Raw genomic sequence first — 26,540 nt, forward strand, 5'->3', positions numbered from 1 at the left:
CTTCTGTGGTTGAGCATCGAATCGTGTTATTTGACAAAACAGGAGCAGGCACATGGCCGGCGATACCGAGCAGGTGGATAATCCCTTTGGATTCTGGGCGTTTCTTCGACAGGCGGACGAGCTCTCGTACGCCATTCTGATCATTCTGGTGGCGATGTCGCTGGCGTGCTGGTTCGTCATCCTCACCAAGCTCTGGGATCAGCGGAGCATCGGCAAGGACTTCCAGCAGGCGCAAAAGAAATTCTGGAGCGCGGGCAGTCTGCACGACGGCCTCGCCACCCTCAGCGGCAGCGACAACGTGTTCCGGATGCTGGCGGAAGACGGCATTCGCGCCTCCCACTATCACCAGGGGCATCTCACCGAGAAGGTGGCGCTCAACGACTGGCTGGCGGTGGCGCTGCATCGGTCCATCGAAAGTGTCAGCGCGCGACTGTCCGGTGGCCTGGCCATTCTCGCGACGACGGGATCCGTGTCGCCGTTCATCGGCCTGCTGGGCACGGTCTGGGGCATCTTGAACGCACTCACCGGGATCTCATTGTCCGGTAATCCCAGCCTGGAACAGATCGCCGGTCCGATCGGCGAAGCGCTGATCATGACCGCCATCGGCCTGTTCGTCGCGGTACCCGCCGTGATGGGCTACAACTGGCTGCTGCGACGGAATAAAGCCCTGCAGGAGAAAATGCGAGTGTTCGCTGCCGACGTCCACTCTTATCTGGTCGGCGGTGCGCGCTTCGACACAGCTGCACCACTGGCACGTCGCGCAGCACCCACGCCCAAACCCACTTGATCGAACAACCACAGCGCAGGGACGCGCTGATGTGAGGCGTGTGTCACAAGTCGTCGCATGTGAAAACTTGCGCGCGTCACACCGGTCGCGCGCAGTGGATCACAGTTCTTTCATGCGCTGGTGGAGCCCTTCACAGTTTTACTTTGCGCAGCCCTTTCATATCCAAAATGGGCAATGTCGCTAGCCCACATGCTCCGTACGTTACCGCGCGTTCCGCGATCGCGGTCAACCATACATACGGATGTTCAAGTGAGTACAAGAAGCAGCAAACGAATCCTGGCCGTTACGCTTGCATTGCTCGCCGCTTCACAGCTGGCGGGCTGCGGTGGCGATGACAACAACTCCCCTGGCAGCACCCCACCCCCGGGCGACACGGGCGGCGGTGGCTCTGGCGGTGGAGGTGGTGGCTCCGGTGGTGGCGGCACTGGCGGCGGCGGAGACGGCGGTGGCACTGGCGGCGGTGGCACTGGCGGCGGTGGTGACGGTGGCGGCACCGGCGGCGGTGGCGATGGCGGTAACAATCCACCGGTGGAACAAACATCGGGCGTGTTCGTGGACGCGCCGGTCGCGGGCCTGAGCTACACGACCAGCTCGAATCTTTCTGGCGTCACGGACGTCGAAGGCCGCTACAACTACAACGTCGGCGACACGGTGACGTTCTCGATCGGCAACCTGGTGATCGGCGCCGTGCCGGGCCAGGGCATCGTCACGCCGATGACGGTGGCCTCCGCGCTGGTGGCCAACACCAGCAACAACGCCGAAACTGTGGCAGAAAATCTGCTGATGCTGTTGCAATCCCTCGACTCCAACGGCAATCCGGATGACGGCATCACGTTCACTCAGGCGATTCGCGACGCGGTCGCTGCGAACTCCATCGATCTGACGGCTGCGGACACGGCGTTCGACTCCTCGCTGAGCACGTTTGTCACCAACGTCAGCAGCGCCTCGGGCGTTTCGCTGGACCCCGTGACTCGCGATGAGGCGAGAGATCACTTCCTCGCGCAAGGTCCGGCCGCGCTGGCCGGCGTTTACGTACGCGCTGACGAGAACTTCGAGCCCATCACGCAGAAGATCGTGACGTTGACGATGTTCCGCAGCGGCCGCTACCTGCTCGGCGGTCAGCACGATGTGGCCGCTTGCAACCGGGGCGATTCGTCCGGCACGCCGGTGAACGATCTGGTGTTCAGCGATAGCAACGGCAACGGCGTCGAATACGGCCAGTACACCTGGAATCCGCTCGATAACACCTTCTCTGTCTCGAACGTGAGCGTCGAGACCGATGGCTTCTGCGGCTTCAACGAGCCGATCGTCGGTGCGATCAACGACACGACCGAGTTGGAAGTGACCGTCAATGGCTTGGTGTTCCGCGATAGCGAAGGCAATGTTGCGTATCGCTTCGTGCGTCATGACAGCGACAACAGCACGATCGCCGGCACGTGGCTCCAGCCAAGCGCCTTGATGCGAGGTCAGCCGCTGGTGTTCACGCTGTTCCCCTCGAGCGAAGACGGCAAGGCCGGCCGTTACTTGATGGTCGACGCCATGCTGCCGACGCCGGAGGACACTTCGCCCGGCATCGAAGAAGGCTGCTACAACATCGATGCGAACGACACTCTCACGGTCGAGCTCAACAGCTCGGTGTGCGCAAACGCCATCGATACCAACGACACCGCGGGCGTTTCCAGCGGGTCGGGCTTGCAGATGTTCGTCGACGAGAACGATCGCTTGATCGTCGCCGAAGGTGAGGATGTGACCGGCTTCGCGCGCTTCCCACAGCCGCTGCTGACTCACGAAGCTCTCGCGGGCGCCTGGATCATCCAGGAAAGCCCCGACGTGACCGATCTCGGCGCGCAGCCGAATCTGGCCATGCTGACGGTGTTCGAGGACGGCCGCTTCCTGTTCGGCACGCAGCAGAACGATGCGACTTGCGTGACCGGCTATCCGACCGCTGGCCAGGAAGCCGATGGCAACGGTCTCGAATACGGCACGCTGTCGCTCACGAGCGGCCTGGTCGTCCCGCAGACGACTATCGACACTAACGGTGAGTGCGGCCTGTTCGACGCCACCAAGGAGTTCCAGCAGCGTTACTTCATCGTTCCCAACGCCGCCGGCAATGCGCTGACGGTGTGGGCGAACGACGAGGAAGATCCTTCGGGCTTCGTGTTCAAGCGCGTCCCATCCGTGCCGAATGAAATCACCGGCGCGTGGCTGTGGACCGACGAGAGCGCGGGCGCCGACGAGTTCGCGGTGGTCGCGTATCTGCCGAGCGGCGTGATGTTCGAAGTGTCGACGTTCCTGGATTTCCAGGGCTTGCTCCGCGAGTCCTTCACGATGGAAGGCGACACCATGACCTCGCAGAGCGCCGGTTACGTGCACTGCGTGGACACGGAGAACGAAGTGAGCGACTGCTTGGGCGATCCGGAGTCCAGGATCATCGAGGAATACGTTGTCGAAGGCGACACCATCGCCGATGACGACGAACCCGGCAGCACGATGACGCGCATCCCTGCCGAGTAATTCACAAGGCATCTGCCTTTGCCGAGGGCCGGGGTCATCCCCCGGCCCTTTTTTATTCGGATCGGCCTCGGCTATGGCGCGTGCTTGCCTGTCGGCTCCATCCAGTTCTCCACGCGAAGTCTATTTACACGCGAGAACTCACGAACGTTGTTGGTGACAATCGTTGCACTGATGCTCAGGGCATGACTCGCAATCAGGGTATCCAACGGCCCAATTGGCGTGCCGCCAGATTCCAGAGCAGCGCGCACATCTCCGTAACAACTCGCGGCAACATCGTCAAACGCTAGAACTTCAAGTGGAAGCAGAAATTGCTCCAATGCGGCGCGGTTTTTCTCGGGCAGACTGCTCTTGGCGACTCCGAAACTCAATTCAGCCAACGTGATGGAAGAAATCGCAACATCACCCGGCTTGTGCCGTCGCAGCCGACCGATTAGTTCAGGAGGGTGCCGTTTGATCAGTGCAATGCAGATGTCTGTATCCAGCATCCACATCACAAAGACTCACGTCGATCGTTGTCTTTGGGTTGAGCCCGATCAGCCAGGAAGTCACCGGTGAACTGATCGAGGCTATCGACCAAAGCGTCCCAGGACTTTTTCTTGGGCAACAGCACGACGGCGTTGCCGGCCTTTTTGATCAGTACTTCATTTCCTTCGAAGCGGAACTCCTTAGGCAAGCGCACGGCCTGACTTTCGCCGTTCTTGAACAACTTTGCGGTTTTCATGGCGGGCACCTCGGAAACTTGTCGTATATACTTATAGTCTATACTACATTCAAGCCCGTGTCAGCGTCCATATCCCCGTCATATTGCCGACATATCCTTGTCACCGACGATCCTCGGAAGGTCTTCAGGTCTATGAAACTCGTGGGAAAAACACCTGCCCTGCTCGGAATTCTGATTGCGTTGACCGCTCACGGCGGCCTCGCGGACCCGTTGCACAAGTTCGGTAACGAGGGAGCGTGGGTGCATGTGGACAGCGGTTGGAGGTTTCCCAAGGAGGTGGGGGATTTTGGCCGCGTGACTCAGCCGTACAATATCGATGGGAACAACGATGCCGGCGCTGAGTATCGCCAGGCGCAGGTATCGGCTGAAGTAGATGTTTATGCGGCGGACTCCGCCGCGGTGGACGCAACGATCGAGGGCGCGAAGGACACGGCGGCGCGAAAGGCTGGTGAAGGCGCGCAGGTTCGATCGGAGAAGCCGTTCCAGGTTGCGGGGCTGAAGGGCGGAGTGAAGATCACATACGCGCCGAAGTCGGACGCCGCGGGCGTGCAAACCAACCTGTATTACTTCACAACGGATCGGTGGCGCGTGAAGGTGCTGGCCACAACGGAGGCTGGCGGTGAACTGGCGCTCGATGAGTTCGTGCGGGCGCTGCCGTGGAATACGCTTGGCACGGATTCGGGCATACACTGATCAGATGATGCGACCGTCCGTAATCGCCATCGCAATGAGCATGCTTGCCGCCTGCGGCGGGCTGGCTTATCTGCATGCGACGCGCGAGCAGACAACGGAAGATCTGGCTCGAACCGCCGCAGCGCCTCAGAGCAAGACAGCAGCTGAGTCAGTTCGGCCGGCGAACGACGCCACGTCAACGACTACCGCCGCGAGCACGACGGAAGCTGAGTCTTCGTCGCCCGCCGAAGAAACAACACTCAGCACGACAAACGTCGCGCCTCCTGAATCCGTCGCGCAGTGGATCAAGGACACCCAAAGCTCCGACGCGAAAACCCGCGCCGCCGCCATTGCCGCTCTAGCGGACGCACCGAAGGCGCAAGCGATGCCCGCACTGGAACGAGTGCTCGAAACCGGCGAGCCCGACGTAGACCGCCACATCGCCCTCCGCTCCATGCACGCCCTCGCCTTACGCGATGGCGACGCGACCGGACAGATCCGCGATGTCATGCGCCATGCGATCTATCACGGCGACGACGACGGCGTCACACAGACGGCGCAATCCCTGCTCGACGACATCGAAGCCGAGTTCGCAACGCGCGAACAGCCAAAGAACTAACGACAGCTGTGACGGTGACCGTCCGCCGGCCCAAGTGGACCGACGGATCGCGAAACCCATTTATATAACTCGCCGGATCAAACCAGGATGCTGACGATACGACCGATGGACCAGTAAGCCGCGATGCCGCCAATGGCGTAGAGCGCGGGCTTGCGCGCAGCAACGAACTGCGGCCTGGCCGCGAAGAGCCGGTACACCCCATAGCAAATGACCACCACAAGCAACTGACCGAGCTCCACACCCACATTGAATGTGAGCAAGGCTACGAACAGATGCTTCTGTGGCAGCCCGATCTCGGCCAATGCGCCGGCGAAACCCAGGCCATGCACCAAGCCAAACAGGAACGCCACCAGCGCCGGCCAGCGCCGCGACAATGTTTGTTCCTTGTTCAGCGCCTCGCCCGCGACCAGCATGATGGACAACGCAATCGTTGCCTCCACGGGCGGCGAGCGCAACGTGAGCAAGCCCAACGCGCTGAGCGCCAGGGTTAGGCTGTGCGCCAGCGTGAACGCGCTGATGGTAAGCACCAGCCGCTTGTTGAAATTCACCAGGAACAGCAGCGACAGCACGAACATCAGATGATCGAAACCGCCCAGGATGTGCTCGATGCCGAGAATCGAGTAAGCCCGCGCGATCTCGCCCATGCCGCGACGATCTTCGGCGGAACCATACAGATGCACTTCGGGCTGACCCGCGGTGAGCGTGAAGATCCGGCTCTGGCCGTCGAGCCAGAAGATTTTCACGATGGCCGCCGAATAATCCTCGCCGACGCCCTGGACTGTGAGCGTGCCGAACAACCCCTGCTCGCCGCAGCGGAGCATGTTTGTTTCAGCAACGCAGCTCTCCGGCCACACAGGAGTAAGGACGGTGGCGGCCGCCTTGTCGCTGCTGGCAGTCCATTGCCAAAGAAATTCGCCGGGCGAAGTTTCGCGGACTTCCATCTCGGCCATGCTCAACTCATGCGCGGAAACAGCGTTCGAGACGAATGCCGCCAACAGCACAATCAGCAGATGAACGGCGCGCATCACTTCTTCTCCACGCCGTCGATCTTGATGGTGTACTTCTTCGCCAGCGCGGCCACGGCAGCGCTGCGCTGTGCAGCCATCTGTGCATCGGTCCAGTCCTGCAGAACCACACCGCGCAGTTGGTCGAAATCAGCAGGCTGCGACGGAACGGTGGATTCGAGACGCATCGCGCGCCAGCCTTTCTTGTCTTGAATGGCGCGCCACTCGCCAGGAGGCGAGGCCTCCAGCGACGAGGCGAACTCGGCGCCGTAGCTTTGAACGATATTGCTGTGGGGCCGGTCGGTGAAGACGCGCAGCCCGGCTTCAGCATCTGGCGGCGTGCCGGAATTCAGCGCGCTCACGAAAGCACGGACCGCGGCTTCGGTGGAATCACCGGACAGCACGGCTTCCTGAAAACTGAAACGCGCCGGCGAGTCATATCGCGCACGGTTCTTCTCGAACCAGTCGCGCAGCACCTTCTCATCGTACGGCGGACGCTTGGTGTTCGCGTCGACCATGCTCAGCGCCTTGAAAATCACACGTTCGCGAATCGCCTTGTCGCCCTTGTCGAGGCCGAGCGCCAAGCCCTCGCGATACAACACCTCGTTGTCGAGCCACACCTGGCGCAGCGCCTGCAACTCCTCCGCATTCGGCTCGCGACCGCGCGACGCACTGAAGACTCGCTGGATTTCGGCATCCGCTTCCGCATTCAGCTCGATGAGATTCGGATCGTCCGCCTGACCCGCGATGATTGAGTCGACCCCGAACAGCACGGCGCCGATCAGGATGAAATGAAACAACGGCTCGCGCAGCCAGGACACGCGCCGAACAGGCGCCGCGGCGGCGGAAGACCCAGTGGGCTCGTCGATAGAAAAGGGAACAGATGACATATATTTCAGCCTTGCCAGAAACGAAGAAAACGCCGCGCGTTGCCGCGCGGCGTTCTTTGGCTCACAACACGCGAAGCGTTACTTCACGCCGGCAACTTTGTAGCCGTTGTCGGTTTCGATGTAGATCGGGTTGCTGTAGAACCACAGGTCGGCCCATGCGGCCACGTCATAGCTGACGTACTGCGGACCGGTGACTTCCGGATAACGAGCCATGTGATCCGGGCAGCCGTCGATGGCAGCGCCGGTGTACACGGTGTTGGCCGGAATCTGCGTGGTCATCTTCGCCGTGCAGGGGATCGTCAGCTTCGACGGATCGCTTGCGTTGGTGTAGATGTCCGCCAGCGGATTGCCGTTCGCATCGGTCTCGTACGGCACGGAAGCCGGCAGGTTGGTGCCGCGCAGACGCACGTACTGCGAGTCCGCCGTGTTCGGCAGGCGATACACGATGGTCTTGAAACCGGCGTAGGCATCGCTGCCATTGCCGTACTTGCTCTTCCAGGTGCCGGGACCGAACGTGCGCAGGATGCGAGCGCTGGTGTTCTTCGCGCCCTCCGGCACGGTGCTCATGTCCTGATTGTCGATCCAGTTGTCCGGCCACTGACCCGAGTACTGCGGCGAGCCCGGCTGCTTGTAGCCCTTCACGTAGCCGCCGATCACGTCGACATGGCTGAGCTCGGGCTTGTTGAGCGGCTGGTTGACGCCGATCTGCGCGAGCGACGGATTGGCGAAGGTGTACGGCGAGAAGCTCGTGCCGGTCGGATCGCGCAGAGCGATCGCCACCACGACTTCCTGACCCATGCGGATCTTCAACTTCTCGCCCATGGTGGCGCAGTTCGCGTTGGTCTGCAGATCGGTGCGATTCATCGCCGCCTGCAGCGCCAGCACTTCCAGCTGCGCCATGCCCGCCGTGCCCTTGAAGCGGTCGTCCGCGCAGGCCACGAAAGTGAGGCGATCGATCAGCTGACCGGAAGCGGTCCAGCTGTTGCCGCTGCGCAGACCGTCGACGATCTCTTGCGGCGTGTTGATGTCCTTGGCTTTGCCTTCGGTGTCGCGGACCATCACGAAGTCGCGCTGATATTCGCCGGGCAAGAAGTCCTGCGTGGTGCGACGATCGTCCGGAGCGAACTGACCGCGGTTGTGCCAGTCGGAGCTCGCGAAGAACCAGAAGTTGCGACCTTCACCCAGCAGCGCGTCCCAGACGCCGCCGATCTGAGCGCCGTACACGCCGGTGCCGCCATAAGTGGTGCCGCCGACGCTGTCGACGCGCACGCCGCCGATGCTGTTGCGGTCCGGGCTGTACTCGCCGCGGTTGTCGGAGGCGCCGTGACCAGGCTGCGTCTCCATGCCGAACGCGACCGTGGGGGCGGCGTTGTTGAAGTTACGCAGGTGCTCGATGTTGAAACCGTTGTTGCCGTTCGGGTTGAACGGTCCAGCGCGCTCGAGGTGCGCCGGCACGTAGTAGCTGGTGGTCGGGTGATAAGCGGCCATCCACTTCATCGCTTCGACGGTCTTCAGGTGACCGCGCTCGCCGCTGCCCGTGCCGCCGGCCGGGAACAGCTTCGCAGCCGCCGGCTTCCAGTCCGGGTTGGAGGGAGAGGAATATTCGCTGCCCGGCACCGAGCAGTCCCAGTTGTTGCTGCCGCCACGGCTGTTGTCCGAGTCGCCGCGATCGAAGCAGTACGACCATTTGCTGAGCGCGGTGGCATCGCCCACCGGCACGTAGCCGCCGGCGCCAATCGTGCCGCCCTTCTTGCCCACGATCTGGCCGCTGATGACCGACATCGAGGTGTGCTCGTGACCAGCCACGACCGACTCGAGTCCCATGAACACCGGAATGTTCTTCAGGCCGCTCAGGTACTCGGTGACCGGATACTGATATTCCTGAATCGACTGCCAGCGCCACATGCTCGGGTTCGCCTGCGAGGCGAGCGTGGTGGTGGAGCTGCCATCGGAGGAGCCGGTGTTACCTTTCACGGCGGCAGCGCCGATGGTATTCGCCCAGGTGGTGGTCGGGCCGCGCCCTTCGACGTACGGATACGCCGGCGTGCTCAGCGACGCGTCTTCGACCAGCGTGCAATTGCGGTTGCCGCTGCCGCCGTGACCGGCCTGCACGAACCAATCCAGTCCCCAGGGAGTCTCCTGCTTGTCCGTCGACTTCTTGACCAGCTTTTCCATGGAGATGGAGCCGTCGGAGCATGTCGTGTGGTTGTGGAAATCGCCCGTGGCGTAGGTGCCCTTGGGCTTCACTGCCGGCGTGCCGGTGTCACTACCATCCTGGGCCGTAGCAGCGGTCATCGTGGCCGCGCTGAGTACAGTCGCGACCGCCGCTGCGATCTGACTGCGGGTGAATACGACTCTCATCTTGTATCGAAGCTCCCTTCAAGCTGTCGGGGGTGTTGTGAAGGAAGGGAGCGTAGATAGCGCATGTGACTGTCATGTGAACTATTAATGATGTCTGCTTCCGATCTGCGACATCGGTCGGCGCGGCTGTCACGAAGCCGTAGCAATCGCAGTCCTAAAATAAAAGGTTGCGCGCACGCGCGAGTCATGCCGAAAGCAGTTCATGTCCGAGGTCATTGGTCTTTTTCCCACGCCGTTGATGCGAATACCCGGCGCGCTCCAGCCGTCGTTAGTGAAGGGCTTGGTCGAGCACTTCAGTACGCAGGCATGGCTCGCCAACAATTCGTCGGGCAACCTGTCGCACACGACGATGCTGAAGCCGTCGGACAGCCCGCTGCTGGTGGCCGCGGCCACGGCGATCACGCCGCTGTTGAGCGAATTTGGTGCGTTGTTGTTCGGCGAGCGACTGCCCTGGTCGCTGAAAGAGATGTGGGTGAACCTGCTCGACACCGGTGGGCGGCAGGCCATGCACAACCATGCGAACAGTTTTATTTCTGGCGTGGCCTATCTCACGCCGACGCATTCCGACTCGCGCACTGTGTTCATGAAGTCGCCTGGCGGCAAGGACTTCTCGTTCAAGAACGATCACGCCGGCAGCGTCACGGGACCGTACAACGCGGAGAAGTGGATCAGCCCGCAGCCGGAGCCCGGCGATATCGTGCTGTTTCCTAGTTATCTGATGCACGCGGTGCCGCCGAACCCGGGCGCACGGCGGATCACGCTGGCGTTCAACGCCATTCCCACGCGGTTGGATTCCTGGGGCTACAAAATTGCTTTCAGCGGCTGACGCGCGGAGCCTGGCCGACGCGGCTCGCGCCGAGCGGTCCCATCACATGGGGCTTGCCTGTGCCCTGATGGTGGCGTCGGGGTTTGCCGGCCTCGCCTATCAGATCGTCTGGACTCAGCAGAGCACGTCGTGGCTCGGCCACGAATCGGCGGCGGTGCTCGCGGTGGTTGCGGCGTTCTTCGGCGGCTTGGCGCTGGGCGCGCTGACTCTCGGCTCACGCATCGAGCGCACCGCTCGACCGGCGCGCTGGTACGCGGCTTGTGAGATTGCGATCGGCGTTTGGAGTCTGGCGCTGATTGCGCTGCTCGATCCGGCGTCGAACGCATTGCTTACATTGCTCGGGCCGCAGCCGACGCCTGTGTGGCATTGGTTCGTCGCCTTCTTCGGTACGCTGGTATTGTTGTTACCGGCGACGATGGCGATGGGTGCGACGTTGCCGGCGATGGAACGCGTGTTCGCGGCCACGTCGCTCAGGAATGTTTCCATCAGTGCTTTATATGCCGCCAACACAGCAGGTGCTGTGCTCGGCGTGCTTGCGGCCGCGTTCTGGTTGGTGCCGCAACTTGGGCTGATGCGTTCTGGCATCTTTTGCGCCGCGCTCAATGTGGCGTGTGCGTTGGCGGCGCTGCGGTTGCAAGCGCATGAGGCTTCTAACGCCGCCGTCACTGAGGGCGCGCAGCCGCGCCCCGACAGGAGCATGCTTTGGTTGCTCGCCGCGACGGGCTTGCTCGGCATCGGCTACGAAGTGCTGGTCGTCCGGGCGCTGAGTCAGATCGCCGAGAACACGGTGTACACGTTTGCGCTGCTCCTGGCCGTGTACTTGATCGGCACCGCGCTCGGCGCCGCTATCCATGCGCGCTGGCTTACCAACTACGGCGCGCAGCCCGAAATCAGCCCCGGGCAATCGCGGCTCGGCGAGGCCACCAACAAAGGCGCCGCCGCCTCGCTGATTGGCGGCGATGACACGAGTGCAAGCAGCGGCGCGCGTTTGCAGAACATGCTTCTGCAAACGCTAGCGGCAGCGTGCCTTCTGGGCACGGTGCTGTTGGCTGGCGCGGACGCGGTCAAAGGATGGATCCTCGGCGCGCTCGGATCGAGCGTCGCGTCGGCGTTGATTGGCGAGGCAGCGATAGCTGCGCTCGCATTTCTATTGCCGACGATCGTGATGGGCGCGCTCTTCAGTCACTTGAGCACCAGAGCGCGTGACGGCGGCATCAGTTTCGGACGGGCGATTGGCATCAATACATTGGGCGCTGCAGTGGCGCCCCTTCTGTTCGGCGTCGTGCTGTTGCCCATCACCGGTCTGAAGCCGACGTTGATCCTGGTGTCCGCCGGATATTTGCTCTTGGTGGCGCGACCCGCATGGAAGCAGCCGAGTCATTGGGCGATGCTCGCGGCAGCAGCGAGCTGCTTGGTCTGGGCCCCGTCGCTGCTCAATACGCACGTGCCCGACGGCGGCAAGCTGGTCAGTCACATCGAAGGCGTGATGGCCAGCGTCAGCGTGATCGAGGACGCGTCGGGCGTCGCGACTCTGCACATCAACAATCGACAGCAGGAAGGCAGCACCGCCACGCTGCTCGCCGACGCGCGCCAGGCGCTCTTGCCCATATTCCTGCACCCGTCGCCGAAGCGAGCCTTGTTTCTCGGCCTCGGCACTGGATTGACCGCGTCTTCGGCGACTCTACACCCGGCACTGCAAGCCGATGCCGTCGAGCTCGTCCCGGAAGTGATCGCCGCCGCAACGGACTTCGCCAGTTCCTACGCGGACGGAGCCGATCTCACGCGCCTGCATACGATGAGCGCCGACGCCCGGCGGTTCGTGCGCACCAGCAGCGAGCAATACGACGTGATCGTCGCCGATAACTTCCACCCGGCCCGGAGCGGCTCCGCGTCTCTTTATACGATCGAACATTTCGAGAGCGTGCGTGAACGATTGGGCGAGGACGGCGTGTTCTGCCAATGGCTGCCGCTGCACCAGCTCGACCTCGACACTCTGCGGAGCATCGTTCGTTCTTATCTCAGTGTCTTCCCCCAAGGCGCGGCGCTGCTTTCGACCTACAGTCTCGACACGCCGACGATCGGCCTGATCTCACATCGCAATGACCAGCACTTCGACCTCGACCAGGTACGCGCCCAACTCGCGACAGCGAATGCCGATCAGCTCGCACGTTTCGGCATCACAGACGACCTCGCCCTCTTCGGCGCTTTCGTCGCGGGCCCACGTGCGTTAGCGAAGTTCGCAGGCGCTGCGTCGCTCAACACCGATGACCGACCGATCGTTGCCTACCGCGCCCCGACGATCACCTACTCGCCGACATCGGCGGCGCGCGATCGGCTGATTGAACTACTCAGTGAGGTCGATATCACACCAGCGGAGTTGCTGACCGGGACGGCGCAGTCAGAGTGGAGCGCCAAGCTCGCCGCTTATTGGACGGCCCGCAATCGTTTCATCGAAGCGGGCCGCGACGTTCGTCCCTCGTCGAATGTTCATGACATGATCGAGCAAGTTCGCGAGCCGTTACTGGCCGTGCTTCGTATCAGCCCGGACTTTCGCCCCGCCTACGATCCCTTATTTCGGATGGCGCTGGCGCTCGGCCGGGAAAATCCCGAAGCGGCGCGCGCACTCCTACTCGAACTACAGCAGATTCAGCCAGACCGCGAAGACGCGCGCCGCGCACTGGCCGAGTTGCTCGCCAACTAGCGCGCCTCAGGCCTGCGCCCGCCATTCATGGCGGCGCTCGCTCTGAATCGACCCGGAGATGTCGCAGAGTAGCCCGGTGATGAGCTCGATGGCGTCTTCGAGAGCGATGATGCCCGCCGGCGTGCCATGCGCATCGACTACTGGTACGCGACGAATCCCGGCCAGCCGCATGACCTGCAGAACGTCACGCAACTCGTCCGAGTCGTTCGCCAGCAGCGGCTGCCGTGACATGACATCTTGAACTTTGGTGGTGCGAGCATCCCGATTCGCGGCGGTCACCTGAAGCACGATGTCGCGGTCGGTGAGCACGCCGACCACTCGACGCAACTCGTCACCGTGGCGGTGGACGACCAGGAATCCGACATGCTGATCTCGCATCAGCCGGGCAGCGGTCACCACATCGGCACTGTCCGCGATCGAGATCACTCCCCGATGGCAGTGTTCGCCCACGTTCATGACTCTCTCCTCGGCGCTCGTGCTGAGTAGCGCCTACCCCGAAAAGTCATTCCGTTGCTTGTTGAAAAAGGGAATTGATTATTGCCAGGTCAACTGCACTGTAGAAGCCACGATGGGCCACATCCATGCGTAGAAATGCCGATCGTTCGCGACAGATTAAGACAAGTCGGCAGTATCAAGCTGTCCCTGCGCCCGTCATGACCGGCGAAGGCCGCGGCACTATAATGAGCGCCTACGACACATCAGGAAGAGTTGTCGCGATCTGTTCGCAATGTCAGCACCGAGCCTGTACGCGAGGCTGCTGGGCCCTGCCTTCGAGCGCCTGGCGCCGGCCCTGCAATCCATCCACGACGCACGCACCACCAAGCTGTACGTTGGCCGCTGTGACATTCGCGGCGGCGACGGTTGGCTGGCGCGGACGATTGCTCGCATCGCCGGTTTGCCCCTGGCCCGAATGGACGTGCCCCTGGAAGTGACCATCGACACCCATGCCGCCACGGAACGTTGGGTACGCAAGTTCGGCGCTCATCGCATGCAATCGCGGCTGGCGGTTCGCAATCAGCGCCTCGAAGAGCGGCTCGGGCCCCTCGTGCTCGCGTTCGAGTTGGCTGCTGAACAGGAACGCATCGTCTGGACTCTGCATAGCGCGCGGCTCGCGTTCCTGCGCTTGCCTTTGACCTGGCTGTTGAAGTGCGCGGCGTCGGAAGCCATCGACGACGGCCGTTACGGTTTCGATGTCAGCGCGCACGTGCGCGGCATCGGCCTGATCGTTCACTATCGAGGTTGGCTGGTTTCGCATGACGGATAGAGTGCTGGTGTTCGACGGTGTCTGCGTCCTGTGCAGTCACTGGGTCAGCTTCGTGCTCCGCCACGATAGACACCGGCTGTACAAATTCGCGGCCATGCAGACGGCCACAGGACGGGAGCTGCTGAGCCGGCACGGCCTGGATCCCGACGACCCCAAATCTTTTCTGCTGCTGGAAAGCGGCCGAGGTTACATGGACACGGACGCCATCATTCGAGTACTGAATTCTTTCGGCGGGCGCTGGCGCGTGCTCGCAATGATGGTTCGCGTGCTGCCCCGTTTCTTACGAGATGCGTCGTATAGATTCATCGCGCGCAATCGATACAAGCTGTTCGGCCGCCATGACCTTTGCGTCGTGCCGAGCGAGCAGACCGCGGACAGGTTCCTGAGCTGACGCATGAAGTCGGTCGTCGTTCTCGGCGGGTATGGCAACTTCGGTCGCCGCATCGTCGCGGCGCTGGCGCACGAGGCCGATGCTCGCGTTTTCGTTTGTGGCCGGGATCTTCGGCAAGCGACGGAGGCCGCGGAAGAATCAGGCGGTTCGGCGGAACCGCGCCGTCTCGATGCCCACGCCGCCGACTTCACCGCCGAGTTGCGCAAGCTGGGGACAACGATCGTCATTCACACGGCGGGCCCGTTCCAAGGACAAAGTTATACCGTCCCGCGCGCGTGCATCGCCGCCGGAGCGCATTACATCGATCTCGCCGACGGACGTGACTATGTCTGCGGCATCAAGACGCTTGATGAAGAAGCCAAACGCAGTGAAACGCTCGTCGTCAGCGGCGCGAGCTCATTGCCTGCACTCTCATCGGCAGTGGTCGATGCGTTGAGGACTCAGTTCTCGTCCATCGAAAGCATCGATCACGGCATCACCTCCGGAGCAAGACCGCCGGGACGAGCGACGATGGATGGCGTACTCGCGTACGCGGGCAAGCCATTCAAGCAGTGGCGCGACAACGAGTGGCATCCGGTGCACGGCTGGCAAGATCTGATGCGCCGGCGCTATCCCGATCCTGTCAGCGGACGCTGGATCGCGAGCTGCGACGTGCCCGACCTCGACTTGTTTCCGGAGCGCTATCGCCCGGTGCGAACCGTGCAGTTCCGCGCCGGCGTCGGGCCGGCGACGAGCATGTTCGGACTGTGGCTCGCGTCGTGGCTGGTTCGAGCGGGCGTGATTTCTTCACTCAAGAGCTGGGTGCCTGCACTTCATCGCACGGCCACTACATTCGCCCGCTTCGGTTCGAAATGCAGCGCCATGCACGTCACTGTGCGTGGGGTCGATCTCAACGGGGAGCCGGCGGTGCGCAACTGGTTCCTGCTGGCCGATCAGGATCACGGACCGTTCATCCCCTGCTTTCCTGCCATCGCGTTGGCGCGCAAGTTGTTGCGAGATGAAGTCTCCGAGCGAGGCGCCATGCCTTGCATGGGCCTGCTCACAGTCGATGACATTATCTCAGTGGGCGACGGGCTCGATTTGCGAGTGGTGCCGGGCTGATCGGCTCTCAGCGCACCACATTCCTATTGGTGTTGTGACTCGATCGGATCTTCCAGGCATCCCCTTCTCTTTTCGTGACCCAGGTGAACACGCCTTCGCGGGGTGGGCGCGCAGTGCCGTCGTTATCGCGATCGCCGCGAAGGCCCCAGTCGACATACACCAAAGCGATATCCGACTTGAGCAGCGACACTTCGACGTTGTTCACCGTGATGACACTGTCTTTGAATTTGTTAGCGTGGACGCGAGCATGGCCGCCTTCCACCATTTCCCGTCCGGTACCGCGTCCCGCATCGACGTTGATCCATACAACGTCCTCGGTGAGCAACTGGCCGAACGCTTTCATGTCATGCGCGTTCCAGGCGGACTCGAACGCAATGGCCAGCGCTCGGTTGGCGTCGACGGCAGAGCTTTCCGCTTCGGAATGCACGAACGGGCTCAAGATCGCGACCAGGATCGCGAGAAAAACAAACCGCCATACCCGCACACTCATGTCGCTCCCCCTTATCGACCCGGTTCGCGCGACCGGTTCCGTCGATGGTCCCTGCCACGCCAGGGTAACAGGAAAACGGACAAGGGCGCGATGCTGGAATGGGGGCGGCGTTTTCGGCAGGATGTTCGCTCGCGCTGAAAGTCACAGCCTGAGGAGGCGCTTCATGTTCAGCCACATCATGATCGGGACTCGCGATCTGCAGCGCGCGGCTGCCTTCTACGACGCAGTCCTGTTACCGATCGGGCTGAAACGCCGCCAAGTCATTCCGGACGGCGGACCGGACTCCGCCTGCTGGGTATCGCCCGGCGAGCCTTTGCCCCGCTTCTACGTCACTCTGCCGTTCAATCGTGAGCCGGCCACCGTCGCTAACGGCGGCATGGTGGCGTTCTTAGCCCCAAGCGCCGAGTCGGTCGACAGCGCCTATCACGCCGGGCTCGCCGCCGGCGGCAGCGACGAAGGTCCGCCCGGCGAACGCGTGCGCTACGGTGCAGGCTATTACGGCGCATATCTTCGCGACCCGGATGGGAACAAAGTTCACATCGTTTATCGCGGCGACCTGCTCTCGTGAGAATTCAACATGCGAACTGGCTAACAGGGAATAAACAACTCGTCAGCGCCGCGGGCGGCGCTGAGAGCTCCAGTAGCGGATGATGACGAAGCCGGTGGCCATGCCGCCGAGGTGGGCGAAGTGCGCGATGCCGGAGGCGGTCTGGGTAACGCCCATCACCAGCTCGAAGATGCCGTAGAGAGTGACGAACAGCCACGCCGGCATCGGAATCGGTGGGAAGATCAACATCAGCATGCGCTTCGGGAACGCCATGCCGAACGCGAGCAGCAGGCCGAATATGCCGCCGGAAGCGCCGACCACCGGCGCGGGCGGTCCGCCGCCGGCCGATACGACGATGAGATGCATGGCCGCCGCGCCGACGACGCACGCCAGATAGTAGAACAGGTAGCGCCGCGAGCCGAACAGCCGCTCGATATCCGACCCGAACATGAACACGGCGAACATGTTGAAGAACAAATGTTCCCAGCCGCCGTGCAAAAAGCCATAGGTGAGCAGTTGCCAGAGGTGGAACTCGGGGTAGCCGAGCGCCCCGGCCTGCGGAGGCCACAAAGCGAAGTACGCGTTGATCAGCCCGCCCGAGAGTCCCTGCAGGAGGAACACGATGAGGTTGAGGACGATGATCGCCTGGTTGAGCGGCGTAATGCGCGGCATGGTCCAGACAACAAAGCGCACCGTGCCGCGTCAGTTCCCTGCAGCGACCCCTACATGGAAATGCCAAGCCGGTTCAGGGCCAAACGCCGGGGTGACACGGTAGGATGCCTGCCGATTCGTCCCTTACCGGTGCGCGAATGAGTCAACAATCAAACCAATCGCAATTCAAGCTGCTGGCCCAGCGACGCTTCCTGCCGTTCTTCGGCGCCCAGGCCCTCGGCGCGTTCAACGACAATGTCTACAAGAACGTGCTCGTTATCATCGCGACCTACCAGTCGGCAAGCTACACCGCCCTGGAGCCGGCGTTGCTCACCAACGTCGCGGCCGGGCTTTTCATCCTGCCGTTCGTGCTGTTCTCGGGTCTCGCCGGCCAGCTGGCCGACCGGTACGACAAGTCGGTGGTATTGAAGGCGGTCAAGACCGCCGAGATCGCCATCATGGGCATCGCCGGCGTCGGCTTCGCGACCCACAGCATCGAAGTGCTGCTCGGCGCCCTGTTCCTGATGGGCGTGCATTCGACCTTCTTCGCGCCGGCCAAGTACGGCCTGTTGCCGGAAGTGCTGCGCGACGCGGAGCTGGTCGGCGGCAACGCGATGGTGGAAATGGGTACGTTCGTCGCCATCGTACTGGGCACGCTGGTGGCCGGACTGCTCGCCGCCGACGGCAGCATTCCGACGATCGTCATCACTCTCGTGGCCATCGCATCCGTCGGCTTTCTCAGCAGCCTCGCAATTCCCAAGCTGCAGCCCGCCGCACCGACGCTGAAAATCGATTGGCGACCCTGGACGTCGACGTGGGAAAACTTGCGCGCCGCCGCCGAGTCGCGCGTGGTGTTCCTCTCGATCCTCGGCATCTCGTGGTTCTGGTTCTACGGCGCGCTGGTGCTCGCGCAGCTGCCCCTTTATACAAAAGATGTCCTCGGTGGCAGCGAAGAAGTCGTCACCGTGCTGTTGGTGATGTTCTCGGCGGGCGTGGGCATCGGCTCGTTACTCTGCGAGCGCTTGTCCGGGCGCAAAGTGGAAATCGGTTTGGTGCCGTTCGGCTCCATCGGCCTCACGGTATTCGCCGTGGATCTTTTCTTTGCGACACCCACAATGGCGGGCGCCAATCTTTCCGCTCGCGAATTCATCGCGGCGCCCGGTTCATTGCGCGTGTTGATCGATATGGCGCTCATCGGCGTGTTCGGCGGCTTGTTCATCGTGCCGCTGTATGCGCTCGTTCAGCAGCGCACGCGTCGCGAGATCATGTCGCGAGTCATCGGCGCGAACAGCATCCTCAATGCCGTGTTCATGGTGGTGGCCGCCGGCTTGGCCGCGCTGGCGCTGCACGCCGGCTTGACGATTCCGCAGCTGCTGTTGCTGACGGGCGTCTTGAATGCGTTCGTCGCGATTTATATCTACAGCCTGGTGCCCGAGTTCCTGTTGCGCTTCATCGCCTGGCTGCTGATCCATTTCGTGTACCGACTGGACCGCCGCGGCATCGACAACATTCCCGAGGAAGGCCCGGCGCTGCTCATCTGCAACCATGTCGGTTTCGCGGACGCGATCGTGATCTCGGCGGCCTGCCCGCGCCCGATTCGTTTCATCATGGAGCGGAGTATTTTCAAGATCCCGGTATTGAGCACCCTGTTTCGGGGCATGAAAGCCATTCCGGTGGCGCCCTCCAAGGAAGATCCGGAGGTCTACGAGCGTGCGTTTCAGCTCGTCGCCGCCGAGCTGCGCGACGGCAACCTCGTTTGTATCTTTCCGGAAGGCAAGCTGACGCCTGATGGTGAGATCGGCGAATTCCGCGCTGGCATGATGCGCATCTTGAAAGAAACACCGGTGCCCGTGGTGCCAATGTCGCTGTCCGGCCTGTGGGACTCGATGTTCTCCCGCAAATACAAACAAGTGTGGAAACGTTGGCCGCGTCGCTTCTGGGCCAGGATCACCCTCAAGGTCGGCGAGTTGATTACGCCGGAACGGGCCGACCTTCAATTGCTGCGCGAGCGCGTCGTGGAGCTTCGCGGCAAGGCGCGGTAGGAACCGCCGCCCCAAAAAGAAAGCCCGCCGGATACGGCGGGCTCAAAGGGGGATAGGTTGGGCCTGTCAAAAAAGCGACGGTGCTATGAAACCACCGCCGCGTCTCGAAGACACTTGTTCAAAAGTCTGTCATCAGGCAGCGACACGATATGGGCGATACGCCAGGTGCAGGTCGCGAGCCACTGCCTCGCAAGTAATCGCTCCGGCATGAACGTTCAAGCCCGCGGCCAGATGAGGATCCGCCGCCAGCGCTTTCTCCACGCCGAGATCGGCCAGCTGTTTCACATACGGCAACGTCGCATTCGTCAGCGCGAAGGTTGACGTGCGCGGCACAGCGCCCGGCATGTTCGTCACACAGTAGTGCACGACGCCATCGACCACGAACGTCGGCTCGGCGTGAGTCGTCGGTCTGCTGGTCTCGAAGCAGCCGCCTTGATCGATGGAAATATCCACCATCACTGCGCCCTTCTTCATCTTGCTGACCATGTCGCGCGTCACGAGCTTCGGCGCAGCCGCGCCGACCACGAGTACAGCGCCGATGACGAGATCTGCCTGAGTGACGAGCGACTCAATCGCTTCGGCGGTCGACGCGATCGTCTTCAGACGACCGGCGAACAGAGCATCCAACTCGCGCAAGCGCTTCAACGAGCGATCGACGACTGTGACATCGGCTCGCATGCCGACCGCAATCTCCGCTGCCGCCGTACCAGACACACCACCCCCCAGCACCACGACTTTCGCCGGCGCCGTGCCAGGCACGCCCCCGAGCAACACACCGATTCCTCCGTTGGCCTTTTGCAAAGACGCCGCGCCCACTTGCACCGACATGCGACCGGCGACTTCACTCATCGGCGTTAGCAGCGGCAACGAGCCGTTTGGAGCAGTGACTGTTTCATAAGCGATGGCCGTCGCGCCGGACGCCATCAGAGCATTGGCCTGTTCGGGATCGGCGGCCAGATGTAGATAAGTGAAGAGCACCTGACCCGGACGCAGCATCTTGCATTCGGTGAGCTGCGGCTCCTTGACCTTCACCACCAGGTCCGCGGCATCGAATATTTCCTTGGCGGTGCCAACGATCTTGGCCCCGGCCGCGACGTAGGCCGCGTCCTCGACGCCGATGCCGGCCCCGGCCGTGCTCTGAATGAGCACCTGATGGCCCGACGCCACCAGCTCACGAACCCCCGCGGGCACCAGACCGACGCGATATTCGTGATTCTTGATCTCTTTGGGTACGCCGATGCGCATAAAACCTCGTGATGACTTTCGATTGATCGTCGGAGCGAAAGCGCGAAACGACTTCACTCTAGGTTGGCGCCGACGCACGAAGCTGCCCCAATCGGGCGCATTCGGCCGGATCTATGGCAGAATCTGCGGCATTACCCAGCCGTCACGACGGATTCTTGCGCATGAAGTTCGACCGCTTCGACCGCGCCATCCTCCAGGCGCTGCAACACGAGGGCCGCATTCCGAACAGCGCGCTGGCCGAGCGCGTGAATCTGTCGGAATCGGCCTGCTTACGTCGCATCCGCCAACTCGAGGAGTCCGGGCTCATCGAGGGCTATACCGCTCTGATCAACCAGCAGAAGGCTGGATGCCCCGTGAACGTGTTCGTCAACATCACGCTCGATCGTCAGGACGAGACCGATCTGCGCAAGTTCGAAGAAGCCGTGCGCAAGATTCCCGAGGTCATGGAATGCTATTTGATGACGGGCGACTATGACTATGTGGTGCGCGTGGTCGTCGCCGATACCGCGGACTTCGAGCGACTACACAGCAAACATCTCACTCGACTGCCCGGCGTCGCCCGCGTTCACTCCAGCTTCGCGCTGCGCACGGTGCAAAAGTCGCGCGAGCTGCCCATTCGTTGATGACAGAAATGTGACGAAGCTGATGAGTGGCTGACGAAGATCGACAGTCACCCGTCAGCCTGGCGTCGGTAAAATGCGCCTCGGACGTTGAGCGTTAGCAACGTCAGCTCCTGAAATCCTCACACCAACACCGGCGCACGATGCGGCCGGCGGAGTTCGATTGAATGCAACGTTTGATGCCTTTGCTGCTGACTGCCGTCGCGGTCAGCGCGTGCACTACCGCCACGAGCGACCGCTTCGCCAGTTCGGGTTCGGCAAAGCCGGTGTTCGCTTCGGTGGAGACGGAGCCTGTGGCGAGCGCGAACGATGCGGCGGACGATCCGGCCATCTGGGTGCATCCAACCGATCCGTCGCGCAGTCTCATCATCGGCACGGACAAGAAGAACGGGCTGGATGTATATGACCTCGCCGGCAAGCGCGTGCAGTCGTTGCCCGACGGACGCATGAACAACATCGATATTCGTTATGGCTTTGCGCTCGGCGGTCAGCAGGTCGCCATCGTCGCGGCGACCAATCGTACCGACCGGACGTTGTCGTTGTATGCAGTCGATGCCCACGGTCGCTTGAGCGATGTGGCCGATGGGAAGATCGCGACGGGCATGGCCGATCCGTATGGCTTATGCATGTATCGCAGCTCGGCCGGTGAGTATTTCGTGTTCGCCAATGACGGCGACAGCGGCGCGTTCAAACAATGGCAACTCGAAGCCCGCGGCTCCAAAGTCGGCGCCCGCCTCGTCCGCGAATTCCTCGTCGGCTCCCAAGCGGAAGGCTGCGCAGCGGATGACGGCACTGGCCACTTATATATCGCCGAAGAAGACGTCGGCCTCTGGCGCTACTCCGCCAGCCCCAACGGCGGCGACGCCCGCACTCAGATCGACTCCGTCGCATCGGGGCATCTTACTGATGATGCCGAAGGTGTGACGATCTTCTACGGCGCCGGAGACGCGGGCTATCTATTGGTCTCGAGCCAGGGCTCGAACGACTACAACGTGTATCGCCGCGATGGGCAGAACGATTTCATTGGCAAATTCGCCATCGTCGCGAGCCGCGAAGGCATCGACGGCACCACCGACACCGACGGCATCGATGTCAGCAGTGCGTCGTTGGGTCCAGCCTTCGCCCACGGCGTCTTCGTCGCCCAGGACGGCAAGAACACCGCTCCCTCCGCTGCTCAGAATTTCAAGCTCGTGCCCTGGGAGCGGATCGCCAAGGCGCTCAACCTGCCGCTGTAGTCTTCCACGGGGTAGTTCTCAATCCGCGGCGATCGGCGCACGTGGATCGGACATAGCGCTCCGGCCGATATCCGTTATATCCTCACGGATATCGCGCTGCGCGGCGAGGGCCGCACCTGTTCCGCCAGGCTCAAGTGGGATTTCTGAGTGAACGCACCTCTATCAACGAGACGCTGCGCGTCGAGCCGCTGCCGTGGTCGGCGAGCGTTGGGTGCGCGTGATGGAGCGGCGGCCGCCGTCGCGGTCGGGGCTTACGGTTTTGAGCATGTGGCCGAAGTATTTTTCGGCCCGGGCGTTGGTTTCTTTTTCGAACTGTCGATACGCCGCCACGATCGCTTCACCGAATTCGGTGAGCGTGGTGCCGCCACCGCCGCTGCCGCCCGTGCTCGTCAGCACAAGAGGCTCGCGAAAGGTCTGATTCAAGCTGGCGAGCAGTTGCCAGGCGCGGCGATAGCTCATGTCGAGCTCGCGAGCCGCCTGCGACAGCGAGCCGGAGTCGCGCATCTTTTCGAGCAGCGCGATCTTGCCGGGCCCGATGGCATGCACGGAATCGAAATCGACACGCAAGGTAATCTTGAGCCGGCTCATCGCTTGTCTCCACGGGCGATGTACCAAAGTAACGCAGCCCCGGCCGCGATCCAAGCGCTGGCTGGCAACGAGGCACCGATATGATCCGCTCCCTGGCCAGTATCTGTACACGCGTCATCGCAATCGCCCTGCTGCTGAGCCTGCCGGCGCAGGCGGCCGAGGCGCAGCGCGAACCGCTGATCGTGTTCGCGGCGGCCTCGCTGACCGATGTGTTACAGCAAGTCGGGCCGCTGTACACCCGGCAATCCAATGTCCCCGTGAAGTTTTCCTTTGCCGCCAGCTCGGCGCTGGCCCGGCAGATCGAATCGGGCGCGCGGGCGGACGCCTTCTTATCCGCCGACCAGGATTGGATGAACTACCTGCAGGAACGCAAGTTGATCAAGGCCGACACGCGCACCGACCTGCTGGGCAATCGCTTGGTTCTGATCGCGCCGAAGGACAGCAAAGTTACTTTGAAACTCGATCGTGGCGCGCCACTGCTAAAGGCGCTGGGCGCAAATGGCCGCCTCTCTACCGGCGATCCGGACTCCGTGCCCGTCGGCAAATACGCGAAGACGGCGCTCGGCAACCTCGATCTATGGTCTGCAATCGAGCCACGGCTGGTTCGGGCAGATAACGTACGTGTCGCGTTGATGTACGTCGCGAGAGGTGAAGCCCCGCTCGGGATCGTGTACGCCACTGACGCGGCGGTCGAGCCGCAGGTACGCGTCGTAGATGTATTCCCTGAATCGTCGCACGAACCCATTACCTATCCAGTCGCCGCGACTACGACCGCTTCGCCGGCCACCGACTCTTTTCTGAAATTTCTCAGCAGCGACCCAGCCCGCGCGATCTTCACGAAAGCGGGGTTCGAGAAGCCGACGGCGGAGCCTCGAAGAACGCGTGCCCACGAATAGACACGGACTTCACCAGTACCCAAATCGGCAAGCCAACGCGTAGATCGAGAGCGATCGAGGCGGCGCGGGTGACGCGAGAGAGGACATGCGCGCCGCCGATGTCGACGTAGACCAAATCAGTGTCAGCATCGTCCGCCACCACGCGCGAGACGGTACCAGTCATGAGGTTACGAACGCTGAGATTCTCAGGGCGGCTGGTCGCGAGAATGATGTCCCGCGCCAGCAGTTGAACGCGCACAGCGGCGCCGACCTTCGCGTCGCGAAGATTGATACGCAGCGAGTTGTCGCCGATGCGAACCGTCGCAAGCCCGGTACCGCCGTCGACCGCCGTGACCGTGCCGTGAAGTACCGCGCCGACAGCGTCGGAACCGACGATGGCGCGCAGCTCGGGATGCAAGCTCAAGTCATCCAACGTGCCCTGCGATAGCACTTTGCCGCGATCCATCAACACGACGTGCGTTGCGAGTCGCAGCACTTCTTCGAACTGGTGACTCACGTAGATCATCGGAATCGCCAGCTCGTCGCGCAGCTTTTCCAGGTACGGCAACACTTCTTCGCGACGCGCGGCATCGAGCGACGCCAACGGCTCATCGAGCAACAGCAAACGCGGGCCAGACAACAAAGCCCGCCCCAAGGCGACGCGCTGACGCTCGCCACCGGACAGCTGATTGACCCGCCTCGACAGCAAAGGCTCCAACCCGAGCAGCGGCGCGACCATGTCCAGCGTGATCCTCGACGCGGCCGGGGGCGGATTCATCCGCAAATCATGCAAATGCGGAACGAAACGCTTGGCGCGCTTCTCTCCGTAACGCAGATTCCCCATCACATCCAGGTGAGGAAACAACCGCGCATCCTGAAAAACGTAGCCGATGCGCCGATGCTCGGCCCGAAGGGACTTGCCATTCGCATCGAGCGGCACGCCATCGATCTCGATGTGCACTTCATCCGCAGGCAGCAGCCCCGCGATGATGTTCGCCAACGTCGTCTTGCCGCAGCCAGAGCGACCGAACAACGCGACCACCCCCGGCGCCCCCACCTGGATGGCCACATCCAGCACGAACCCATCGCGATGTTTCCTGGCGCGAATACTGAACATGCAGCCGCTACCTTCCGAGCATCCGCCGCACGCGACGCGCGATGAATTCAGCCGTGATCAACCCGAGCAGGCCCAGCGAAAATGAAATCGTCGCGAGCCGCGCCGCCATCGCATCGCCGCCCGGCGTCTGCAGGGCGGTGTACAGCGCCAACGGCAGCGTCCGCGTTTCGCCCGGAATATTGGAAACGAATGTGATGACCGCGCCGAACTCGCCCAGCCCGGCCGAAAACGCCATGACTGCGCCAGCGAGAATGCCGGGCAACATCAGCGGCAAAGTCACACTGAAGAAACGATCCCAAGCCCCAGCGCCGAGCGTGCGCGCTGCATCTTCGAGGCCCACGTCCACGCCCTCCAGCGAAATACGAATGGCGCGCACCATCAGAGGAAAGCTCATCACCGCCGTCGCCACCGCCGCGCCAGCGCTGGTGAAGACCAATTGAATTCCGAAGTTCTCATATAGCCAGCCGCCGATGGGTCCGCGCATTCCAAACAACAGCAGCAACAGATAGCCAACCACCACTGGCGGCAGCACCAGCGGCAGATGGACGATCGCATCGAGCAGCAGACGGCCGCGCAGCGCCCGGCGCGTCAGCAGCCAGGCCACCACGATGGCCAGCGGCAGGCTGAATAACACGCTGCGCAAGGCAATCGACAGGCTCAGGCGGACAGCGTCCACCTCGGCGGCGGTGAGCATCATCGCGTCAGTATAGTGGAGCGTGCAGACGAGCCCCTCGTGGCGGGGCCACCGTGGAAGTTTTGAGCATAGCCAAGCGGCGCGGCCACACCGTAAGATCCATACACCCGGGCATCGAGCTCGGGTCAGCCAGAGGATTCGTCATGAACAAAACCATTATTACCGGAACGCTGCTGGCCAGCCTTGTCGCCGCCGCTGCCGCGAGCGCGGAGTGCTCGTATCCCAGGACCCCGTCCGGCCTGCCCGATGGCGCCACCGCGACCCAGGACGAGATGGTCGCCGGTATGAAGGCCATCAAGGAATACAACGCCTCGGTGAGCTCCTATCTGGAGTGCTTGGAAACCGAAATGAACACCCGCATCGAGGCCGCCGGCGCCGATGCGCCGGCCGATCAGGTCGAGCAGATCAAGGCCATCCACACCAAGCGCCACAACGCCGCCGTCGAGGAGCTGGAAGCGACCGCCGCCCGCTTCAACGAGCAGGTGAAGGTGTACAAGGCCCGCGAAAAGAAGAGCTGATCCGAGCCGAAGACCCACCCCCTCACCCCCTCCCGTGAACGGGAGGGGGAATTGAATTTTTAGTTTC

27 protein-coding genes are annotated in these 26,540 nt (G+C 62.4%); 15 read left to right on the forward strand and 12 right to left on the reverse strand.

Going from position 1 to position 26,540, the window contains the following annotated elements; all coding sequences use genetic code 11:
* Positions 1-52: 52 nt before the first annotated feature.
* Complete coding sequence (locus VGD45_RS28760) at positions 53-787, forward strand: MotA/TolQ/ExbB proton channel family protein (protein ID WP_331158835.1); 735 nt, start codon at positions 53-55, stop codon at positions 785-787.
* Positions 788-1,036: 249 nt separating this feature from the next.
* Complete coding sequence (locus tag VGD45_RS28765; RefSeq protein ID WP_331158836.1) at positions 1,037-3,301, forward strand: hypothetical protein; 2,265 nt, start codon at positions 1,037-1,039, stop codon at positions 3,299-3,301.
* A gap of 71 nt (positions 3,302-3,372) precedes the next feature.
* Here the strand turns inward: VGD45_RS28765 and vapC are convergent, their stop codons facing one another.
* Positions 3,373-3,792, reverse strand: a complete 420-nt coding sequence (gene vapC / locus VGD45_RS28770; protein ID WP_331158837.1) for a type II toxin-antitoxin system tRNA(fMet)-specific endonuclease VapC — start codon at positions 3,790-3,792, stop codon at positions 3,373-3,375.
* Positions 3,792-4,022: a type II toxin-antitoxin system antitoxin VapB gene (gene vapB, locus VGD45_RS28775; RefSeq protein WP_331158838.1), complete on the reverse strand. Its 231-nt coding sequence runs from the start codon at positions 4,020-4,022 to the stop codon at positions 3,792-3,794. The genes vapC and vapB overlap by 1 nt, the downstream gene beginning before the upstream one ends.
* 132 nt (positions 4,023-4,154) lie before the next feature.
* Between vapB and VGD45_RS28780 the strand changes: the two genes are divergently transcribed.
* Positions 4,155-4,715, forward strand: coding sequence for a hypothetical protein (locus VGD45_RS28780; protein ID WP_331158839.1), 561 nt, complete (start codon positions 4,155-4,157; stop codon positions 4,713-4,715).
* Between the two features lie 34 nt (positions 4,716-4,749).
* Positions 4,750-5,313, forward strand: a complete 564-nt coding sequence (locus tag VGD45_RS28785; protein WP_331158840.1) for a hypothetical protein — start codon at positions 4,750-4,752, stop codon at positions 5,311-5,313.
* A 77-nt stretch (positions 5,314-5,390) separates the two neighbouring features.
* Here VGD45_RS28785 and VGD45_RS28790 read toward each other — a convergent pair whose 3' ends face one another.
* The 3 genes from VGD45_RS28790 to VGD45_RS28800 all read right to left on the reverse strand — a co-directional run bounded on the left by VGD45_RS28790 (position 5,391) and on the right by VGD45_RS28800 (position 9,568).
* Entirely contained in the window at positions 5,391-6,338 is a 948-nt protein-coding gene (locus VGD45_RS28790; RefSeq protein WP_331158841.1) for a HupE/UreJ family protein, read from the reverse strand.
* A complete protein-coding gene (locus VGD45_RS28795) occupies positions 6,338-7,207 on the reverse strand; it encodes a peptidylprolyl isomerase (RefSeq protein ID WP_331158842.1) in 870 nt (289 codons plus the stop codon). The genes VGD45_RS28790 and VGD45_RS28795 overlap by 1 nt, the downstream gene beginning before the upstream one ends.
* Before the next feature lie 78 nt (positions 7,208-7,285).
* Positions 7,286-9,568: a hypothetical protein gene (locus VGD45_RS28800; RefSeq protein WP_331158843.1), complete on the reverse strand. Its 2,283-nt coding sequence runs from the start codon at positions 9,566-9,568 to the stop codon at positions 7,286-7,288.
* A 202-nt stretch (positions 9,569-9,770) separates the two neighbouring features.
* On the opposite strand from VGD45_RS28800, the gene VGD45_RS28805 reads away from it, so the two are divergent.
* Together VGD45_RS28805 and VGD45_RS28810 are read left to right on the forward strand one after the other, a co-directional pair.
* Positions 9,771-10,394: a putative 2OG-Fe(II) oxygenase gene (locus tag VGD45_RS28805; RefSeq protein WP_331158844.1), complete on the forward strand. Its 624-nt coding sequence runs from the start codon at positions 9,771-9,773 to the stop codon at positions 10,392-10,394.
* A 46-nt stretch (positions 10,395-10,440) separates the two neighbouring features.
* Entirely contained in the window at positions 10,441-13,095 is a 2,655-nt protein-coding gene (locus VGD45_RS28810; protein ID WP_331158845.1) for a fused MFS/spermidine synthase, read from the forward strand.
* A 6-nt stretch (positions 13,096-13,101) separates the two neighbouring features.
* On the opposite strand, the gene VGD45_RS28815 is transcribed toward VGD45_RS28810, so the two are convergent.
* The gene (locus VGD45_RS28815) at positions 13,102-13,551 is read right to left on the reverse strand and encodes a CBS domain-containing protein (RefSeq protein ID WP_331158846.1); all 450 of its coding nucleotides are present in this window, start codon (positions 13,549-13,551) and stop codon (positions 13,102-13,104) included.
* A gap of 271 nt (positions 13,552-13,822) precedes the next feature.
* On the opposite strand from VGD45_RS28815, the gene VGD45_RS28820 reads away from it, so the two are divergent.
* The 3 genes from VGD45_RS28820 to VGD45_RS28830 are packed head-to-tail and all read left to right on the forward strand — an operon-like array spanning position 13,823 to position 15,851.
* The gene (locus tag VGD45_RS28820; RefSeq protein WP_331158847.1) at positions 13,823-14,359 is read left to right on the forward strand and encodes a DUF4166 domain-containing protein; all 537 of its coding nucleotides are present in this window, start codon (positions 13,823-13,825) and stop codon (positions 14,357-14,359) included.
* Positions 14,349-14,750, forward strand: a complete 402-nt coding sequence (locus VGD45_RS28825; RefSeq protein ID WP_331158848.1) for a thiol-disulfide oxidoreductase DCC family protein — start codon at positions 14,349-14,351, stop codon at positions 14,748-14,750. The genes VGD45_RS28820 and VGD45_RS28825 overlap by 11 nt, the downstream gene beginning before the upstream one ends.
* 3 nt (positions 14,751-14,753) lie before the next feature.
* On the forward strand, positions 14,754-15,851 hold the full coding sequence (locus tag VGD45_RS28830) for a saccharopine dehydrogenase family protein (RefSeq protein WP_331158849.1): 1,098 nt from the start codon (positions 14,754-14,756) through the stop codon (positions 15,849-15,851).
* 7 nt (positions 15,852-15,858) lie between these two features.
* Here VGD45_RS28830 and VGD45_RS28835 read toward each other — a convergent pair whose 3' ends face one another.
* A complete protein-coding gene (locus tag VGD45_RS28835; RefSeq protein ID WP_331158850.1) occupies positions 15,859-16,341 on the reverse strand; it encodes an SgcJ/EcaC family oxidoreductase in 483 nt (160 codons plus the stop codon).
* Positions 16,342-16,504: 163 nt separating this feature from the next.
* Here VGD45_RS28835 and VGD45_RS28840 point away from each other — a divergent pair, with 163 nt between their 5' ends.
* A complete protein-coding gene (locus tag VGD45_RS28840; RefSeq protein WP_331158851.1) occupies positions 16,505-16,909 on the forward strand; it encodes a VOC family protein in 405 nt (134 codons plus the stop codon).
* 42 nt (positions 16,910-16,951) lie between these two features.
* Here the strand turns inward: VGD45_RS28840 and VGD45_RS28845 are convergent, their stop codons facing one another.
* Complete coding sequence (locus VGD45_RS28845; RefSeq protein ID WP_331158852.1) at positions 16,952-17,581, reverse strand: rhomboid family intramembrane serine protease; 630 nt, start codon at positions 17,579-17,581, stop codon at positions 16,952-16,954.
* 116 nt (positions 17,582-17,697) lie between these two features.
* Between VGD45_RS28845 and VGD45_RS28850 the strand changes: the two genes are divergently transcribed.
* Positions 17,698-19,581, forward strand: a complete 1,884-nt coding sequence (locus tag VGD45_RS28850) for an MFS transporter (RefSeq protein WP_331158853.1) — start codon at positions 17,698-17,700, stop codon at positions 19,579-19,581.
* Positions 19,582-19,713: 132 nt separating this feature from the next.
* On the opposite strand, the gene ald is transcribed toward VGD45_RS28850, so the two are convergent.
* Complete coding sequence (ald, locus tag VGD45_RS28855; RefSeq protein WP_331158854.1) at positions 19,714-20,826, reverse strand: alanine dehydrogenase; 1,113 nt, start codon at positions 20,824-20,826, stop codon at positions 19,714-19,716.
* 161 nt (positions 20,827-20,987) lie between these two features.
* Here ald and VGD45_RS28860 point away from each other — a divergent pair, with 161 nt between their 5' ends.
* Positions 20,988-21,449: an Lrp/AsnC family transcriptional regulator gene (locus VGD45_RS28860; RefSeq protein WP_331158855.1), complete on the forward strand. Its 462-nt coding sequence runs from the start codon at positions 20,988-20,990 to the stop codon at positions 21,447-21,449.
* Between the two features lie 164 nt (positions 21,450-21,613).
* Positions 21,614-22,681: a phytase gene (locus VGD45_RS28865; RefSeq protein WP_331158856.1), complete on the forward strand. Its 1,068-nt coding sequence runs from the start codon at positions 21,614-21,616 to the stop codon at positions 22,679-22,681.
* Positions 22,682-22,843: 162 nt separating this feature from the next.
* On the opposite strand, the gene VGD45_RS28870 is transcribed toward VGD45_RS28865, so the two are convergent.
* Positions 22,844-23,269 carry a winged helix-turn-helix domain-containing protein gene (locus tag VGD45_RS28870; RefSeq protein ID WP_331158857.1) on the reverse strand — a complete coding sequence of 142 codons (426 nt, stop codon included), beginning with the start codon at positions 23,267-23,269 and terminating at the stop codon, positions 22,844-22,846.
* 80 nt (positions 23,270-23,349) lie between these two features.
* Between VGD45_RS28870 and modA the strand changes: the two genes are divergently transcribed.
* Positions 23,350-24,165, forward strand: a complete 816-nt coding sequence (modA, locus tag VGD45_RS28875) for a molybdate ABC transporter substrate-binding protein (RefSeq protein ID WP_331158858.1) — start codon at positions 23,350-23,352, stop codon at positions 24,163-24,165.
* On the opposite strand, the gene modC is transcribed toward modA, so the two are convergent.
* On the reverse strand, positions 24,104-25,261 hold the full coding sequence (gene modC, locus VGD45_RS28880; RefSeq protein ID WP_331158859.1) for a molybdenum ABC transporter ATP-binding protein: 1,158 nt from the start codon (positions 25,259-25,261) through the stop codon (positions 24,104-24,106). The genes modA and modC overlap by 62 nt on opposite strands.
* A 7-nt stretch (positions 25,262-25,268) precedes the next feature.
* Positions 25,269-25,958, reverse strand: coding sequence for a molybdate ABC transporter permease subunit (gene modB, locus VGD45_RS28885; protein WP_331158860.1), 690 nt, complete (start codon positions 25,956-25,958; stop codon positions 25,269-25,271).
* A gap of 140 nt (positions 25,959-26,098) precedes the next feature.
* Between modB and VGD45_RS28890 the strand changes: the two genes are divergently transcribed.
* On the forward strand, positions 26,099-26,473 hold the full coding sequence (locus tag VGD45_RS28890) for a hypothetical protein (RefSeq protein ID WP_331158861.1): 375 nt from the start codon (positions 26,099-26,101) through the stop codon (positions 26,471-26,473).
* The last annotated feature ends 67 nt before the right edge of the window (positions 26,474-26,540 follow it).

The organism is Steroidobacter sp. (genome assembly GCF_036402275.1).
GTDB lineage: Bacteria > Pseudomonadota > Gammaproteobacteria > Steroidobacterales > Steroidobacteraceae > Steroidobacter.

Excerpts from the sequence above, each read along its gene's own strand:
- VGD45_RS28860 (WP_331158855.1), top strand. The coding sequence starts at position 20,988 with ATGAAGTTCGACCGCTTCGACCGCGCCATCCTCCAGGCGCTGCAACAC.
- VGD45_RS28850 (WP_331158853.1), top strand. The coding sequence starts at position 17,698 with ATGAGTCAACAATCAAACCAATCGCAATTCAAGCTGCTGGCCCAGCGA.
- VGD45_RS28785 (WP_331158840.1), top strand. The coding sequence starts at position 4,750 with ATGAGCATGCTTGCCGCCTGCGGCGGGCTGGCTTATCTGCATGCGACG.
- VGD45_RS28760 (WP_331158835.1), top strand. The coding sequence starts at position 53 with ATGGCCGGCGATACCGAGCAGGTGGATAATCCCTTTGGATTCTGGGCG.
- ald (WP_331158854.1), bottom strand. The coding sequence starts at position 20,826 with ATGCGCATCGGCGTACCCAAAGAGATCAAGAATCACGAATATCGCGTC.
- vapC (WP_331158837.1), bottom strand. The coding sequence starts at position 3,792 with ATGTGGATGCTGGATACAGACATCTGCATTGCACTGATCAAACGGCAC.
- VGD45_RS28800 (WP_331158843.1), bottom strand. The coding sequence starts at position 9,568 with ATGAGAGTCGTATTCACCCGCAGTCAGATCGCAGCGGCGGTCGCGACT.
- modC (WP_331158859.1), bottom strand. The coding sequence starts at position 25,261 with ATGTTCAGTATTCGCGCCAGGAAACATCGCGATGGGTTCGTGCTGGAT.
- VGD45_RS28825 (WP_331158848.1), top strand. The coding sequence starts at position 14,349 with ATGACGGATAGAGTGCTGGTGTTCGACGGTGTCTGCGTCCTGTGCAGT.
- VGD45_RS28830 (WP_331158849.1), top strand. The coding sequence starts at position 14,754 with ATGAAGTCGGTCGTCGTTCTCGGCGGGTATGGCAACTTCGGTCGCCGC.
- VGD45_RS28795 (WP_331158842.1), bottom strand. The coding sequence starts at position 7,207 with ATGTCATCTGTTCCCTTTTCTATCGACGAGCCCACTGGGTCTTCCGCC.
- vapB (WP_331158838.1), bottom strand. The coding sequence starts at position 4,022 with ATGAAAACCGCAAAGTTGTTCAAGAACGGCGAAAGTCAGGCCGTGCGC.
- VGD45_RS28870 (WP_331158857.1), bottom strand. The coding sequence starts at position 23,269 with ATGAGCCGGCTCAAGATTACCTTGCGTGTCGATTTCGATTCCGTGCAT.
- modA (WP_331158858.1), top strand. The coding sequence starts at position 23,350 with ATGATCCGCTCCCTGGCCAGTATCTGTACACGCGTCATCGCAATCGCC.
- VGD45_RS28835 (WP_331158850.1), bottom strand. The coding sequence starts at position 16,341 with ATGAGTGTGCGGGTATGGCGGTTTGTTTTTCTCGCGATCCTGGTCGCG.
- VGD45_RS28780 (WP_331158839.1), top strand. The coding sequence starts at position 4,155 with ATGAAACTCGTGGGAAAAACACCTGCCCTGCTCGGAATTCTGATTGCG.
- VGD45_RS28865 (WP_331158856.1), top strand. The coding sequence starts at position 21,614 with ATGCAACGTTTGATGCCTTTGCTGCTGACTGCCGTCGCGGTCAGCGCG.
- VGD45_RS28820 (WP_331158847.1), top strand. The coding sequence starts at position 13,823 with ATGTCAGCACCGAGCCTGTACGCGAGGCTGCTGGGCCCTGCCTTCGAG.
- VGD45_RS28890 (WP_331158861.1), top strand. The coding sequence starts at position 26,099 with ATGAACAAAACCATTATTACCGGAACGCTGCTGGCCAGCCTTGTCGCC.
- VGD45_RS28840 (WP_331158851.1), top strand. The coding sequence starts at position 16,505 with ATGTTCAGCCACATCATGATCGGGACTCGCGATCTGCAGCGCGCGGCT.
- VGD45_RS28805 (WP_331158844.1), top strand. The coding sequence starts at position 9,771 with ATGTCCGAGGTCATTGGTCTTTTTCCCACGCCGTTGATGCGAATACCC.
- VGD45_RS28815 (WP_331158846.1), bottom strand. The coding sequence starts at position 13,551 with ATGAACGTGGGCGAACACTGCCATCGGGGAGTGATCTCGATCGCGGAC.
- VGD45_RS28810 (WP_331158845.1), top strand. The coding sequence starts at position 10,441 with ATGGGGCTTGCCTGTGCCCTGATGGTGGCGTCGGGGTTTGCCGGCCTC.
- VGD45_RS28790 (WP_331158841.1), bottom strand. The coding sequence starts at position 6,338 with ATGCGCGCCGTTCATCTGCTGATTGTGCTGTTGGCGGCATTCGTCTCG.
- modB (WP_331158860.1), bottom strand. The coding sequence starts at position 25,958 with ATGATGCTCACCGCCGCCGAGGTGGACGCTGTCCGCCTGAGCCTGTCG.